We start from the raw sequence: 14436 nt of genomic DNA on the forward strand, positions 1-14436 counted from the left end.
CTCCGTACCAACTACCGCTTTAGAGCATCACATTTGAATTGGTGATTTTTTTGACCGGCCGGATGGCGCTGTTGTCCGGCTGGATCGATGCGGCCATATCACCGCTGTCCCAGTGCGGGTCGTCGATGCTGTCAAAGGCCTGGCGCAGCTTGTCACCCCAGGTGTTGCGCACCATGCGGAAGTACTGGTTGAACTCGTCGATGCAGGCGATGTTGTCGCAGGCGAGCTGGTCGGTTTCGTAGACTACCAGGTCCAGCGGCAGGCCCACCGACAGGTTGGATTTGAGCGTGCTGTCCATGGAGACGAGCGCGCATTTGGCCGCTTCATTGAGGGGGGTCTTGGGCGTCAGCACGCGGTCGAGAACGGGCTTGCCATACTTGGCCTCGCCAATCTGGAAGTAGGGGGTCTCGGCCGTGGCCTCGATGAAGTTGCCGGCCGAGTAGACCTGAAAGAGGCGCGGGCTCTCGCCAGCGATCTGGCCGCCAAACACCAGGCTGCAGTTGAAGTCGACGCCAGCGCGCTCGAGCGCCTTGCCATCGCGCTCCTGGATATGGCGCACGGCAGCGCCCAGCACGCGGGTGGCATCGAACATGCTCTTGGCGTTCCAGATGGTGATGGGCGGGCCGCCGTTCTCGTCTTCGAGCTGCTGGGTCTGCAATATCTCGCGCACCGATTGCGAGATCGACAGATTGCCGGCAGACAGCAGCACCATGAAGCGCTCGCCGCGCTTCTCATACACCATCATCTTGCGGAAGGTGCTGATATGGTCCAGGCCCGCATTGGTGCGGGAGTCGGAGAGGAACACCAGGCCGGCGTTCAGCTTGATGGCTACACAATAGGTCATGACTTGTCAGCGAGTCGCTTGAGTGAATACAGTAGATCGAGGGCGTCGCGCGGTGTCAACGTATCGGGTTGCAGCTCGCGCAATTGCGCCTCGACGGCGCTGGGAGTGGGGGTCTCGGCCGAGGCCGGCTGGGCAAACAGGTCCACCTGGGAGTCGCCCGCCTGCTGGCGCGCTTCCAGCGCGGCCAGTGCATGGCGGGCATGGCTGAGCACGGGCGCGGGCATGCCCGCGAGCTTGGCCACCTGCACGCCATAGCTGCGGCTGGCCGGGCCCGGTTGCAGTTCATGCAAAAACACGATGTCGCTGCCCGCTTCGGTCGCGGCCACATGCATGTTGATCGCATGTTTGGCCTTGGCCGGCAGCTCGGTCAGCTCAAAGTAATGGGTGGCGAACAAGGCCAGGGCCTTGGTCTTGTCATGCAGATGCGTGGCAATGCCGCTGGCCAGCGCCAGGCCATCAAAGGTGCTGGTGCCCCGGCCGATCTCGTCCATCAGCACCAGGCTGTTGGGGGTGGCGCTGTGCAGGATCTGCGCGGCCTCGGTCATCTCCAGCATGAAGGTGGACTGGGCATTGGCCAGGTCATCGGCCGCGCCGATGCGGGTGTGGATCGCGTCAATGGGCCCGAGCAGGCAGCGCGTGGCGGGCACATAGCTGCCCATGCTGGCGAGCAGCGCAATCAGCGCCACCTGGCGCATATAGGTCGATTTACCGCCCATGTTGGGGCCGGTGATGATCTGCAGGCGCTGCAGGCTCGACAGCCGCGTGTTGTTGGCGATGAAGGAAGCGTTGGAGGTTTCGGCCAGGCGCGCTTCCACGACCGGGTGGCGGCCGGCATCGATGTCGATGCAGGGCTCGGGCACAAACTGCGGCGCGCACCAGTTCAGGGTCAATGAGCGCTCGGCGAGCGCACACAGCGCATCGAGCGAGGCAATCGCTTGGCCCACACGCGTGAGGGCGCTGACATGCGGCTGCAACTGGTCGAGCACCTGCTCGTACAACCATTTCTCGCGCTGCAAGGCGCGTTCCTGGGCCGACAGCGCCTTGTCTTCGAAGGTCTTGAGCTCGGGCGTGATAAAGCGCTCGGCGTTCTTCAAGGTCTGGCGGCGGCGGTAGTCGTCGGGCACCTTGTCCTTGTGGCTGCTGGTGACCTCGATATAGAAGCCATGCACCTTGTTGAACTGCACGCGCAGGTTGCTGATGCCGGTGCGCGCTTTTTCGCGCGTCTCCAGGTCCAGCAAAAAGGCATCGCAATTCGTCTGGATCGCGCGCAGCTCATCCAGCTCGGTATCAAAACCGTTTGCAATCACGCCGCCGTCGCGCACCAGCGCTGCGGGCTCGGGATCGATCGCACGGATCAGCAGCTCCATCGCCTCCAAGGGTGGCTGCAGCGCTTCAAAAATCTCGCCCAGCAGTGGCGCGGGCGCAGCGGCATTGCGCGCCAGCTGCTGGGCCTTTTGCAAGGTCAAACCCAGCGCTACCAACTCGCGCGGGCGCACCTGGCGCAGGGCGATGCGGGCGGTGATGCGCTCCACATCGGAGACACCCTTGAGCTCGGTGCGCAGAATCTGCCACGGCGCTGCCGACAGCGTGTCGCTGTCGCCGCGCAGCACGGCGATGGCGCCCAGGCGCGCACGCGCATCGCTGCGGTCGCGGCTGGGCTCGAGCAACCAGCTCTTGAGCAAGCGGCTGCCCATGCCGGTCTGGCAGGTATCGATCAGCGAGAACAAGGTCGGGCCGTCCTCGCCGCGCAAGGTCTTGACCAGCTCGAGATTGCGGCGTGTGGTCGCAGGCAGGTCGATCAGTGCATCGTCGCGCACCACATGGATGGTCTGCACATGGGGCAGGTTGCGGCCCTGGGTGTGTTCGGCGTAGGTCAGCAGCGCGCCAGCGGCCGCATGGGCGGCATACAAGGCCTGCGCGTTCCAGGCCTGCAGGCTGGCCGCGCCCAGTTGCTCGAGCAGCTTGCGCTCGCCCAGCTTCTCGTCAAACTGCCAGTCGGGGCGCAGTGCCAGCGGGCAGGTCAGCACGCCGCTGCTGCGCAGCTGGTAGAGCGATTGCTCAAAGCGCTGCGAGGCACCGGCGCTGTAAGCCACTTCGCTGGGCGCAATGCGCGCAATCCAGGCGGGCAGCTCTTCATGCGTGCACTCGGCCAGAAAAATCTTGCCCTGGGTGACGCTGAGCCAGGCCAGGCCACAGCGGGCGCGCTGGGCCTGGTGCACCACCAGCAGCATGGCCTCGGCCTTGTCGCTCATTAGCTCGCTGTCGGTCACCGTGCCGGGCGTGACCACGCGCACCACCTTGCGCTCGACGGGCCCCTTGCTGGCCCCCACTTCGCCCACCTGCTCGCAAATCGCCACCGATTCGCCGAGCTTGAGCAAGCGCCCCAGGTAGTTCTCCAGCGCATGGAAGGGCACGCCGGCCATCGGAATCGGCTGGCCGGCCGACTGGCCGCGCTGGGTCAGGGTGATATTGAGCAGCTGCGCGGCCTTCTCGGCATCGCCATAAAACAGCTCGTAAAAATCCCCCATGCGGTAGAACAGCAAGGTGTTGGGGTGGTCAACTTTGGCAGCATGGTACTGCTGCATCATGGGCGTATGCGATGAAAAATCGGCTTTTGTCAGCGTTGGATTTTCCATTGGGTTTGAACTCATCTATTGGTATGGGTTGGTATGCATCCAACTTGGCATGGCATGGGTGATGGGGTTGGCACCGGGCCCATAAAGCCGGCACCACCGGCGGTGCATCAGGGGGCAGGGTGGCTGCGCCTGTGTGCGTCTGGCCGCTATGCGCATCATACAAGGCTGGCTGGGGGGGATTGGCCTGGGCGGGGTGAGCATATTAACGCAATTGGCGAATAAAGTTGGCGGTCACTCGCATGCAGCGCATGGAAATATCTGGCAGATCTGCCATGCAAGGAGTTCTCGGCGCGGGCGGACGCCGCAGCGGCAAGCGCCGCTATCTTTGAAGAGATTTAACACCCCGATGCGAATGTAAAGCCCATCGCACCGCCTCGAAAATCTCGGTAAAGCTGCCCGATTCCTACCACCTTGCCCTCAGGCTTGCGCCATCATGGGTTGCAAGCAAGGCGGTTCTGCCTTGTGCTCTACAAGGATAGGAGGTCCTCAATGACAAACGCAACGACAACATGGATGAGCCGTATCGCCGCCGCTGCACTGGTGGCTACGATGGGGGCTGGAGCAGTCGGCGTGCAAGCGCAACCGCGCCCGCCGCAGGAGGTGCACCGCCATGATGACCGGGGTCGTGCGCAGCCCGATCGCCGCCATGATGCGCACCGGCCCGATGCGCGCAACCACCGCGGTGCGGGGCCGGACCACCGCTGGGTCAAGGGCTCGCGCGTGCCGCCCCAGTACCGGGCGCATGGCTATGTGGTCAATGACTGGCGCGGACACCGCCTGAGCTCGCCTCCGCGCGGCTACCACTGGATCCAGAATGGCGGTGACTACCTGCTGGTGGCCATTGCGTCTGGTGTGGTTGCGCAGATCGTGTTTGGCAACTGACAGACATAGGCGGTTTTCTGATCGCCCAAAGACAAAGCCCACAGGCCTGGCCTGTGGGCTTTGTCGTAGGAGAGTGCGGAAATTTACTCGGCTTGCTCGGCGTCGGGCTCGGCCGGGGTGTCCGCAGCGGGCTCGGCGCCGTCGTCGTTCAGCGCCTGGCGCACGGCAGCCTTGTCGCCCGCGCTGGCAAACTTGCTGTACTTGGCGAGGATGGGCACCAACTGGCCGTAGATGCGGGGCGTGCCGGCCAGCACTTCGCGCTGCTCCAGGAAGTCGGCTTCACCGGTGAAGTTGCCGACCAGGCCACCGGCCTCGGTCACCAGCAGCGAGCCCGCTGCCACGTCCCAGATGCTCAGGCCCGTTTCAAAGAAACCATCGCTGAAGCCGGCGGCCACATAGGCCAGGTCCAGCGCCGCTGCGCCGGGGCGGCGCACGCCGCTGGTGCGCTGCATCACATCGCCGAGCATGGCCATGTACTGCTTGAAGTTGTCGCCCGGACGGAAGGGGAAGCCGGTGGTGATCAGTGTGTCGCGCAGCTGGGTGCGCTTGGACACGCGGATGCGGCGCTCGTTCAGGAAGGCGCCACGGCCACGGGTTGCGGTGAACAGGTCGTTGCGGGTGGGGTCGTACACCACGGCTTGCTCGACGCGGCCGTTCACGGCCAGCGCGATGCTGACGCAGTAGACGGGGAAGCCGTGGATGAAGTTGGTGGTGCCGTCCAGCGGATCGATGATCCAGATGTGGTTGGAGCGGGGGTTGCCGTATTCGTTGCCCGATTCTTCGGCGAGGATGCCGTGGTCCGGGTAGGCGGTCAGCAAGATCTCGATGATCGCTTGCTCGGAGGCCTGGTCCACTTCAGTCACAAAGTCGTTCACCTGTTTGGTCGATACCCGCACCGATTCCACGTCAAGCGCGGCACGGTTGATGATGGCGCCAGCAGCGCGAGCGGCCTTGATGGCCATGTTGAGCATGGGGTGCAGGGAGGAGGACGACATAAATTGTGTGGGCGTAAGTGGGGCAGCAAAAACGCTGCGAAACGCTGGGGCAAGAGCGGCAAGTAGACCGCGGCCGGCGATGCGGCAGCGACAATAGGGGCTAGATTGTACCTGCGGTCGATTTTTTTCGCTGGTGCATGTCCATTTTTGCTCGACCTGTCTATGAAAACCCGTTTTGTTCTGATCGAAACCAGCCACGCCGGCAATGTGGGTGCCGCCGCCCGCGCCATCAAGACCATGGGTTTCGATGACCTGGTACTGGTGCGCCCGCGCTGGAGCAATGTGCTGCGCAAGGAAGAAACCATCCAGCGCGCCAGCGGCGCACTGGATGTGCTGGCCAACTGCCGCATTGTGGCCACCGTGGAGGAAGCGCTCGATGGCATGAGCCACCTGTGCGCCACGGCGATGACCCCGCGTGACTTTGGCCCGCCCGCGCGCACGCCGCGCGAGCACTTTGCGCTGCTGCTGCAAGGTGCGCTGGCCGCCCAGGCCGGGCCGGATCGGCTGGATGAAGAGACCACCCCCGCAGCCAGCGACGCCGCAGCCGCCAACCCCAGCGGCGAGAGTGGCGTGGCCTTTTTGTTTGGCTGCGAGCGCTATGGCATGGCCAATGAGGATGTGTACCGCTGCGATGTGGCGCTGTCGATTCCGACCAATCCGGATTTTGGCTCGCTCAACTTGGCCTCGGCCGTGCAGGTGGTGGCCTATGACTGGCGCCAGGCACTGGGCGGCTATGGCGTGAGCGATGTGGCGGCGCGGGGCGAGCGGGCCGATGCGCAGCAGGTGGCGGGCATGCTCGCGCACTGGCAGCAGGCGCTGGCCGAGATCGGCTTTCTGGACCTGGATGCGCCCAAGAAGCTGATGCCCCGGCTCAACCAGATGTTCAACCGCGCGCAACTGACCCAGGAGGAAATCCATATCCTCAGAGGTGTTGCCAAGGCCATGCTGCGCACGGCCGAGGCCACAAAACGCTAGACTGGCGGGCCCTCGAATACTTATATAACCATTGTTTCCATGCTTGACCGCCTGCGCTCCGATATTCAGTGCATCCTCGACCGCGATCCTGCTGCCCGCAGCCGTTGGGAGGTCATCACCTGTTATCCCGGTCTGCATGCGATCTGGATGCAGCGTCCTGCGCACTGGTGCTGGAGCCATGGATTCAAATGGACGGGCCGTTTCATCTCGCACATGGCCCGCTGGCTGACCGGCATCGAGATCCACCCCGGCGCGCAGATTGGCCGCAATGTCTTTATTGATCACGGCATGGGTGTCGTGATTGGCGAGACCGCGGTTGTCGGCGACGGCTGCACCATCTACCACGGCGTCACCCTGGGCGGCACCACGCTCTACAAGGGCGCCAAACGCCATCCCACCTTGGGCAAGAACGTGGTGGTGGCTGCGGGTGCCAAGGTGCTGGGCGGCTTTGAGGTGGGCGACGGCGCCAAGATCGGCAGCAATGCCGTGGTCATCAAGCCGGTGCCTGCGGGTGCCACCGCCGTGGGCATCCCCGCGCGCATCATTGCCTCGCGCCAAGGCGCCAGCGCCGATGTGACCGAGGCCCAGCCTGAGCAGAAGTTTGCCGCCTACGGCGTGACGCAGGAAGACGATCCTCTGTCCAAGGCCATGCGCGGCATCATCGACAGCGCGGCCGGCCATGAGCAGCAGATCACCATGCTCTGGGCTGCCATCGAGAAGCTGTCGCTGCAAAGCAAGCTGGGCGATTGCGTGCCTTGCGATGCGCAGCGAGAGACAGAATTTGAAGCCCAGAAGCTGAGCGACCTGGTCGGCAAGTAAGGCCCTGGCCTGTCTTGCTAATAAGCGGCTAGCCCAGCTTGCGCACCATGGCGGCGCTGGGCGCCAGCACCTGGCCATCGGCGGTTTGCGGCTGCATGCGCGCCACGGGTTTGCCGCTGGCTTTTTCCACCAAACTCGAATGCGCCTCGCCCGGCGCGAACAGCTGGTCCTCGCCCCATTGCCTGAGCGCCACCACCACCGGGAACAGGCCCAGGCCCTTGGCCGTCAGCGCATATTCCTGGTAGGCACTGCCGTCGGATGCGGGCTGCGTCTGCAGCACGCCCGCGTCCACCAACTTGCGCAAGCGGTCGCTCAGGATATTGCGCGCCATGCCCAGGTTGCGCTGCAAATCGCCAAAGCGCTGCACGCCGTCAAAGGCATCCCGCACGATCAAGAGCGACCAGCGGTCGCCAATGGTATCGAGCGCTCGCGCAACGGGGCAGGGCTCAGGCTGGGTCATGCGGTATCCTCCAAGTTTTCATTTGAGTTGCATTTTAAAACTGGAATGCCTAGAATTCATCTGGTTTTAAATTAAAACTAGATTGTGATGACTCGATGACTTCCTCTTCCTGTGTTGATACCCCGGGCCGGCAGGTCCAGCATCCTGTCGTGCCATCAGGCCTGGTGGGGCTGTTCGCCGTGGCCGCTGGCGCCAGCGTGGCCAATGTGTACTACGCCCAGCCCTTGTTGGATGCGGTGGCGCTGGACCTGGGCATACCGCTGGCTGCGGTCGGTGGCGTGATCACCGCCACGCAGCTGGGATCGGCCCTCGCCTTGCTGCTGCTGGTGCCCTTGGGCGACCGGGTCAACCGGCGCCCCTTGATGGCCTGGCAATTGCTGGCCCTGGTGCTGGCGTTGCTGGCCGTAGCCTGGGCGCCTTCTGCGCCGCTGTTGATGGGGGCGATGCTGGCGGTGGGCTTGCTGGGCACCGCGATGACCCAGGGCCTGATCGCCTACGCCGCCAGTGCAGCGCCGCCCGATGCCCGGGGGCGGGTGGTGGGGGGCGCGCAAAGCGGGGTCTTTATCGGGCTGCTGCTGGCGCGTGTGCTGGCCGGGGCCGTGGGCGATGCCTGGGGCTGGCGCAGCGTCTATATGGCATCGGCGGCGCTGATGCTGGCGATGGCGCTGCCACTGTGGTGGTGGTTGCCAGTGTTGGCGCATCGGCCATCCACCCTGGGCTATAGACAACTGGTGGCGTCGATGGGCAGCCTGCTGCGGCGCGACCGGGTCCTGCAGGTGCGCGGGGTGCTGGCCTTGCTGATGTTTGCCGCGTTCAGCATTTTCTGGAGCAGCCTGGTGCTGCCGCTGCGCGCGGCGCCTTTTGGTTTTTCGCACACTGCCATTGGCCTGTTTGGCCTGGTAGGTGCCGCCGGCGCGTTGGCGGCGACGCTAGCGGGGCGCTGGGTGGACAGGGGCCAGGCGCAGCGCGCATCAATGTGGGCCTTGCTGGCCTTGCTGCTGGCCTGGCTGCCCTTGGCCGGTTTGGGCGGGCTGCCCGATCCGCGCTGGGCGATCACAGCCTTGGTGTTGGGCATTGTGCTACTGGATCTGGGGGGCCAGGCCTTGCATGTCAGCAACCAGGGCCTGATCTTTGCGCGCAGCAGCGATGCGCACAGCCGCGTGGTCGCCGTCTACATGCTGTTCTATGCAGTAGGCAGCGGCCTAGGCGCCATCAGCGCCACCAGCGTCTATGCCTATGCGGGGTGGCTCGGCGTGTGTGCGCTGGGTGCGGTGGTCAGCGGCAGCGCGCTGCTGTTTTGGCGGGCGACCTGCGACTGGATGCGTGCGGATCCTGCGAACGCCGCTGCGAACGCTTAGGCCGCTGCAGGTTGTGCCTGGCCCAAGGCGGCCAGCACCGCAGGTGCAATGCGCCGGTGCATCGGCGCCACCGGCAGCATATACAAGTGGCCGAGCAGGTTGTGGACATGCACCACCGTCGTGATGGTGATGGCGACCTGGTCCTGGCGGCCCGCCACAGGCGCGCGGTGGACGCTCAGCACCACGTTCAAATGCTTGTCGCTGTCGCCGATCAGTGCTTCACCTGCGCTGTTCTCTAACACCGTAAAAACGCCCACGCGCTCGCCAGGCTGGTAGGCGCTGGCGGGCCGCTGCGGGTCGATCTGGGAGAGGGTGCCCAGGTTCTTGAGCCCTACCAGCTGTCCAACCCGGTTGCGGGCCTGCATGCACCACTCAATCCAGCGCGGCGTGCGCGCGACTGCGGCCAGAAAATAGGCCAGCGCCGGCTCGCCGGTCTGCGCGGTGTGGATGCACCAGGCATCCTGAAAATGCGCGCCGGCTAGGCGCTCGGCGATGCGGCTGCCCGCAGGCGGCCGTGTTTCTTGCGGTTGGGTGGGCATGGTGTGGGCCCGCGTTTAGGCGCCAGCAGCGGCGAGCCGGGCGCTGGCGGCGCGCAGCCATTGGTCCAGCGCACCCGGCGCATCGCAGGCAATCGCTTGGCGGGCGGGCATGCTGCGCAGCCAGGTGATCTGGCGCTTGGCCAGCTGGCGCGTGGCGGCAATGCCTTGCTCGCGCATCTCGGCCCACAATGCGGGCGGCACGTCGCGCTCGGTGTGCACGGCAATGCCTCGCTCTGCGCAGCGGTCGAGCATCTCCCACATCTGGCGGTAGCCCACGCAGCGCATCGATGGCAGATTCAGCTGCAGATCGCCGCGCGCGCGCAGCTGCTGCACCTCGGCCAAGAATCCCTGGGCCAGCATCTGGTCGTAGCGCAGCGCAATGCGCGCATGCAGCCAGGCGCGGTCGCTGGGCTCCAAACTGAAGAGCTGAAAACCCGGTGCCAGCTGCAGCAGTGGCGACGGCCGCTTTTGCTGCGCATGGAAGTGCGACAGCGGCTGGCCGCTGATGCGCCAGACCTCCAGCGCGCGCTGCACCCGCTGGCTGTCGCCCGGCGCGAGGCGCTGCGCGGTCACCGGGTCAACCTGCGCCAGCAGCCCATGCATATGGGGCCAGCCATGGAGGGCGGCTTCGGCATCAAGCTGGGCGCGAACTGCCGGGTCGGCGGCGGGCATATCGTCCATGCCATCCATCAGCGCCTTGAAGTACAGCATGGTGCCGCCCACCAGCAAGCTGATGCCGCCCCTCGCATGGATTTGCGCGACCAGCGCCAGCGCATCGCGCACAAACTCGGCCGCGCTGTAGGCGTCCAGCGGGTCGCGGATATCGAGCAGGTGGTGGGCAATGCCGGCCTGCTCCTGCACGCTGGGCTTGGCCGAGCCAATGTCCATGCCCCGGTAGATGAGGGCCGAGTCCACGCTGATGATCTCGACGGGCCGCGCCGCGCCCAGTTGCTGCGCCAGCGCAATGGCAGCGCCGGTCTTGCCGGAGGCGGTGGGGCCTGCCAGGCCCAGGCAGAGAGGAGAGCTTGCAGCGGATGGCACGGTAAAGAAGCGGTGAGCTGGCCACGCAGGGACCCTATGCAGGCATGGGGGCTGGCGCAGACAGCTATCAATACAGGAGTGATGTCTGGCCGCCAGTGTAGGGCCAAAGCGAAGCCAACTGGCTGGGCGGGAGTTTTCGATGCAGGCCTGACGCTGGTTCTACAGAGTGGCGAGGTAAATGGGTTGGCGCGCGTGGCGCCTTGCCTCTTCTTCGCTGGCCGGCTCGCCCGGGCCCACGCACACCACCAGCAGCATGCCGGGCAGGTCGATATCGGCGTACAGCGCGCGGCGCAGCTCGCTGCGTTGCTCTTCATGGAGGCGAGGGGCCTGCACCAGCAGCAGATGGATGCGCAGCTCGGGCATGCTTGATTCTGGTTTGCTGAGCAGCCAGGCTTGGCTGATCGGCTTGAACAGGGCCAGCTCGCCGCGCAGATCGGCCAGCTCGAAGGCGCTCAGATCGTTCACGCGCGTGCCCTGGAACACAGGGGCCTGCTGCAAGCGGTCAAAAAATTCCTGCTGTTGCTGTTCGGCCTCGCGGGCGCGGTCACGCCACAGGCGCATGGCGGCAGCGTCGTAGCTGCTTTGCTTGGCCTGGGCCTCCAGCATGCCCACCATCGCCCGCGTGGCATAGGGACGGTAGCTCGGGGCGGTCTGCCACAGCGCCTCCAGGCATTTTTGCTGCAAGGCGGTATCGCTGGTGGGCAGGCAGGCGGACAGTCCGGCCAGCGCGCCGGGGTGCTGCGCATCACGGGCCAGCACCTGCTCGTAGAGCTGGCGCACGGGGGCCTGGCGGTCGATCTTGCGCTCAATGCGCGCGCGCTCGATCAGCTCTGCATTGCTGGAGTGGGCCGCATTGGCACGCAGCTGCTGGGCATGCTGCTGCCAGCGCGCCATGCGTGCATGGTGCTGCTTCCAGGTGCTGGCGTTGTCCTTGCACCAGCGGGCGTCGAACTGCTGCATCCATTCCGCAGCCTTGGGGCCCAGCAGGCTCACAGCGCCTTTGGTGGACCAGCTGGGCAGGCCAGGGCGCTCGCCACTGATGGCCTCCACGCGGTCGCGCAAGGCGGGATGGGTGTCGTCCACATCGCTGATCCGCGCGAGCGCCTGGCGCAGGGCCTGTTGCGCAAATGCCGGCTCGGGCTTGAGGCGCAGCAGGGCCTGCATGGCACTGAACGGCCCCTGGGGCAGCGGGTGCTGGGCTGCGCTGCGCCAGTGCTGGCCCCAGAAGGCATCGCTCAGCCAGGCGGCCTTGATCTCCAGCTCGGTCAGTGTGGCAGCCGCCACGTCGGCCCCCAGCAGCTGGGCGGCGATGCGGTCGGCCTCGTACTCGTCCTGCCGGGCCATCGCAAAGGTCTTGGCGGCAAAGCGCGGAAAGTACCAGTTCAGGAACGAGCGGGTGGCTGCGGCCATCGGGCCGTCATCTTCGCGCATGCTGTAGTAAAGCTTGAGCCAGGCGCGCCGCGAGCGGTACACCCAGGCACTGAGGCGATTATGGTTCTCGCGTAGATGGCCGTATTCATGGGCCAGCACGGCCATCACCCTGGCCTTGTCGAGCGCCATCAGCAGCGGCAGGCCAATTATCAGGTAGTTGACCGAGACGCCCAGCATGCCAAAGCGGGGCCGCTGCCAGATGGCGGCATTGAAGTCATCTTGCAGGTAGACGGCATCGATGGCCGGGCCCTTGACCTTGCGGCGTATGCGATCGAGCGCCTTGAACAGCTCCGGAGCCTCGGCCTCGGTAATGGCAATGCCTTCGGGCTCGTCGGCCGGGCCCGTCCACAGCGCTTTGAAGCTGGTCCACAGCAGGCCCAGCGCAAACACCAGCGCCAGCACATAGCCGCCGCGAAACTGGCCGCGCACTGCCTGGGCCACGACAAAGCCGAGGACGCCCAGACTGAGCACCAGGCAGCCCACCACCCAGAGGTAGCCCAGCAGCGCAAACTGGATGACGCTGCGCCGGTAGGCGGCGCTGTCGTTGGCGCTTTCTATTTCGCTCTCGCGCACCAGATGGATAAAGTCCGCTTGCTCCATGGCCCGCCCCTCATACCTTGTCGTTGTGGTTGTCGTTGTGATGTTCTGGCGCGCAGCAAAAAGCCCCCAGCGCGCTGAACGATGGGGGCATTGTGCAGTGGGTGCTGACCGGGCGCTATGCCCGGGCGTTTTTACAACACGCCTTGGGCCAGCATGGCGTCGGCCACCTTCACAAAGCCGGCGATATTGGCGCCGTCGATATAGCTCATGGTGCCGTCGTCGCGCTGGCCGTACTTGACGCAAGCCGAGTGGATGCCTTCCATGATTTCAAAGAGGCGCTGGTCGACTTCGGCAGCGGGCCAGCTCAGGCGCAGCGCGTTCTGGCTCATCTCCAGGCCGGAGGTGGCGACGCCGCCGGCGTTCGATGCCTTGCCGGGCGCGTAGAGCACGCCGGCCTTTTCAAAGGCCTTGGCCGCTTCGATGGTACAAGGCATGTTGGCGCCTTCGGCCACGCACAGCACGCCGTTCTTGATCAGGGTCTGGGCGTCGGCCAGTTCCAGCTCGTTCTGGGTGGCGCAGGGCAGGGCCACGTCGGCCTTGATGAACCAGGGGGTTTTGCCTTCGTAGTACTCCACGCCCGGCACTTGCTTGGCGTAGTCGCTCACGCGGCCGTACTGCTTGTTCTTGATGTCCATCAGCTTGACCAGCTTGTCACCGTCAAAACCGGCCGCGTCGTAGATGGTGCCCGAGGAGTCAGAAGCCGAGACCACCTTGGCGCCCAGTGCCATGGCCTTGTCGATGGCGAACTGCGCCACATTGCCCGAGCCCGAAACCGAGACCGTCAGGCCTTCGAAGCTCTTGCCACGGGTCTTGAGCATTTCCTGCGCAAAGTAGACGGTGCCAAAGCCGGTGGCTTCGGGGCGGATCAGCGAGCCGCCAAAGGCCAGGCCCTTGCCGGTGAACACGCAGTCGGCGCGGTTGGCCAGCTTTTTATACATGCCGGCCATGAAGGCCACTTCCCGGCCGCCCACGCCGATATCGCCGGCGGGCACGTCAGTGTCCGAGCCCACATGGCGGAACAGTTCGCTGATGAAGGCCTGGCAGAAGCGCATCACTTCGGCATCGCTCTTGCCCTTGGGGTCGAAGTCCGAGCCGCCCTTGCCGCCGCCCATGGGCAGCGTGGTCAGCGCGTTCTTGAATGTCTGCTCAAACGCCAGGAACTTGAGCACCGACAGGTTGACCGAGGGGTGAAAGCGCAGGCCGCCCTTGTAGGGGCCGATGGCCATGCTGTGCTGGATGCGGTAGCCACGGTTGACCTGCACCACGCCCTGGTCGTCCACCCAGCTGACGCGAAAACTCACCACGCGCTCGGGCTCGACCAGGCGTTCGAGCAGGCTGTGCTGGGCGTAGCGGGGGTTCTTCTCGATGAAGGGCCACAGGCTTTCCATGACTTCGGTCACGGCCTGCAAGAACTCGGGCTGGCCGGGGTTGCGCTGTTCGACGTAAGCGAGAAACTGGGCCAGGGATTGGTGTTGCATGGACAAACTTTCAAGGTCTAAAGCCGGCTTGCACTGATTTTGTGCGAGGGCCGAGGTGTGCACAGCGATGGTGCGCCATCGCGCCGAAAACCGACATTATGCCGAATCCGCATGCATTAATGCATAAAACCCACATGGGATGACCCTGAACAATCAGCGGGTCGCACTGGTTTGGTGCTTTTTGAGGGCGCGAGCGGCTTTACGGGCCGGCTGCCATGCCCTGAAATGGGGCTGTGCGGGGGGCTGGCTGTCATCCCGGGCGCTGCAGTGCCACAAATCTGTGTGCCGATTGTGGTCTTTGCCTTTTCAACAATTGCCTAGGCAATGAATGATTGGATAATCATTGCCTTGTAAACCATTTCAGAAAGGGCCTGCGGC

The 14436-nt window shown here is 64.9% G+C and carries 12 protein-coding genes; 4 read left to right on the forward strand and 8 right to left on the reverse strand.

What is annotated here, in order from left to right; all coding sequences use genetic code 11:
* Window positions 1–19: 19 nt before the first annotated feature.
* Window positions 20–844, reverse strand: coding sequence for a proteasome-type protease (locus N4T19_RS00330; protein ID WP_260719156.1), 825 nt, complete (start codon window positions 842–844; stop codon window positions 20–22).
* Window positions 841–3432, reverse strand: coding sequence for a DNA mismatch repair protein MutS (gene mutS / locus N4T19_RS00335; RefSeq protein ID WP_260719157.1), 2592 nt, complete (start codon window positions 3430–3432; stop codon window positions 841–843). Before mutS ends, N4T19_RS00330 begins: the two co-directional genes overlap by 4 nt.
* 561 nt (window positions 3433–3993) lie before the next feature.
* On the opposite strand from mutS, the gene N4T19_RS00340 reads away from it, so the two are divergent.
* A complete protein-coding gene (locus N4T19_RS00340) occupies window positions 3994–4362 on the forward strand; it encodes an RcnB family protein (protein ID WP_409935140.1) in 369 nt (122 codons plus the stop codon).
* An 83-nt stretch (window positions 4363–4445) separates the two neighbouring features.
* Here N4T19_RS00340 and N4T19_RS00345 read toward each other — a convergent pair whose 3' ends face one another.
* A complete protein-coding gene (locus N4T19_RS00345; protein WP_260719158.1) occupies window positions 4446–5357 on the reverse strand; it encodes an inositol monophosphatase family protein in 912 nt (303 codons plus the stop codon).
* A gap of 162 nt (window positions 5358–5519) precedes the next feature.
* On the opposite strand from N4T19_RS00345, the gene N4T19_RS00350 reads away from it, so the two are divergent.
* Entirely contained in the window at window positions 5520–6332 is an 813-nt protein-coding gene (locus N4T19_RS00350) for an RNA methyltransferase (protein WP_260719159.1), read from the forward strand.
* A gap of 39 nt (window positions 6333–6371) precedes the next feature.
* Complete coding sequence (cysE, locus tag N4T19_RS00355) at window positions 6372–7151, forward strand: serine O-acetyltransferase (protein ID WP_116924970.1); 780 nt, start codon at window positions 6372–6374, stop codon at window positions 7149–7151.
* Window positions 7152–7179: 28 nt separating this feature from the next.
* Here cysE and N4T19_RS00360 read toward each other — a convergent pair whose 3' ends face one another.
* A complete protein-coding gene (locus N4T19_RS00360; RefSeq protein WP_116924971.1) occupies window positions 7180–7611 on the reverse strand; it encodes a winged helix-turn-helix transcriptional regulator in 432 nt (143 codons plus the stop codon).
* 95 nt (window positions 7612–7706) lie between these two features.
* Between N4T19_RS00360 and N4T19_RS00365 the strand changes: the two genes are divergently transcribed.
* Window positions 7707–8969 carry an MFS transporter gene (locus N4T19_RS00365; RefSeq protein WP_260719160.1) on the forward strand — a complete coding sequence of 421 codons (1263 nt, stop codon included), beginning with the start codon at window positions 7707–7709 and terminating at the stop codon, window positions 8967–8969.
* Here the strand turns inward: N4T19_RS00365 and N4T19_RS00370 are convergent.
* From N4T19_RS00370 to gdhA, 4 genes are all read right to left on the reverse strand, one after another.
* Window positions 8966–9508, reverse strand: a complete 543-nt coding sequence (locus N4T19_RS00370) for a DUF2867 domain-containing protein (protein ID WP_116924973.1) — start codon at window positions 9506–9508, stop codon at window positions 8966–8968. The two genes, N4T19_RS00365 and N4T19_RS00370, sit on opposite strands and share 4 nt — an antisense overlap.
* A gap of 15 nt (window positions 9509–9523) precedes the next feature.
* Window positions 9524–10549: a tRNA (adenosine(37)-N6)-dimethylallyltransferase MiaA gene (miaA, locus tag N4T19_RS00375; RefSeq protein ID WP_182345282.1), complete on the reverse strand. Its 1026-nt coding sequence runs from the start codon at window positions 10547–10549 to the stop codon at window positions 9524–9526.
* Window positions 10550–10708: 159 nt separating this feature from the next.
* Window positions 10709–12580, reverse strand: coding sequence for a M48 family metallopeptidase (locus N4T19_RS00380; RefSeq protein ID WP_260719161.1), 1872 nt, complete (start codon window positions 12578–12580; stop codon window positions 10709–10711).
* A gap of 131 nt (window positions 12581–12711) precedes the next feature.
* Window positions 12712–14058 carry an NADP-specific glutamate dehydrogenase gene (gene gdhA, locus N4T19_RS00385; protein WP_182345284.1) on the reverse strand — a complete coding sequence of 449 codons (1347 nt, stop codon included), beginning with the start codon at window positions 14056–14058 and terminating at the stop codon, window positions 12712–12714.
* Between the last annotated feature and the right edge of the window lie 378 nt (window positions 14059–14436).

This window comes from Comamonas squillarum (assembly GCF_025309455.1).
Taxonomy (GTDB): domain Bacteria; phylum Pseudomonadota; class Gammaproteobacteria; order Burkholderiales; family Burkholderiaceae_C; genus Comamonas; species Comamonas squillarum.

Bases quoted from the DNA above. Each gene is read 5' to 3' on its own strand.
- N4T19_RS00330 (WP_260719156.1), bottom strand. From the start codon at position 844: ATGACCTATTGTGTAGCCATCAAGCTGAACGCCGGCCTGGTGTTCCTC.
- mutS (WP_260719157.1), bottom strand. From the start codon at position 3,432: ATGATGCAGCAGTACCATGCTGCCAAAGTTGACCACCCCAACACCTTG.
- N4T19_RS00340 (WP_409935140.1), top strand. From the start codon at position 3,994: ATGAGCCGTATCGCCGCCGCTGCACTGGTGGCTACGATGGGGGCTGGA.
- N4T19_RS00345 (WP_260719158.1), bottom strand. From the start codon at position 5,357: ATGTCGTCCTCCTCCCTGCACCCCATGCTCAACATGGCCATCAAGGCC.
- N4T19_RS00350 (WP_260719159.1), top strand. From the start codon at position 5,520: ATGAAAACCCGTTTTGTTCTGATCGAAACCAGCCACGCCGGCAATGTG.
- cysE (WP_116924970.1), top strand. From the start codon at position 6,372: ATGCTTGACCGCCTGCGCTCCGATATTCAGTGCATCCTCGACCGCGAT.
- N4T19_RS00360 (WP_116924971.1), bottom strand. From the start codon at position 7,611: ATGACCCAGCCTGAGCCCTGCCCCGTTGCGCGAGCGCTCGATACCATT.
- N4T19_RS00365 (WP_260719160.1), top strand. From the start codon at position 7,707: ATGACTTCCTCTTCCTGTGTTGATACCCCGGGCCGGCAGGTCCAGCAT.
- N4T19_RS00370 (WP_116924973.1), bottom strand. From the start codon at position 9,508: ATGCCCACCCAACCGCAAGAAACACGGCCGCCTGCGGGCAGCCGCATC.
- N4T19_RS00380 (WP_260719161.1), bottom strand. From the start codon at position 12,580: ATGGAGCAAGCGGACTTTATCCATCTGGTGCGCGAGAGCGAAATAGAA.
- gdhA (WP_182345284.1), bottom strand. From the start codon at position 14,058: ATGCAACACCAATCCCTGGCCCAGTTTCTCGCTTACGTCGAACAGCGC.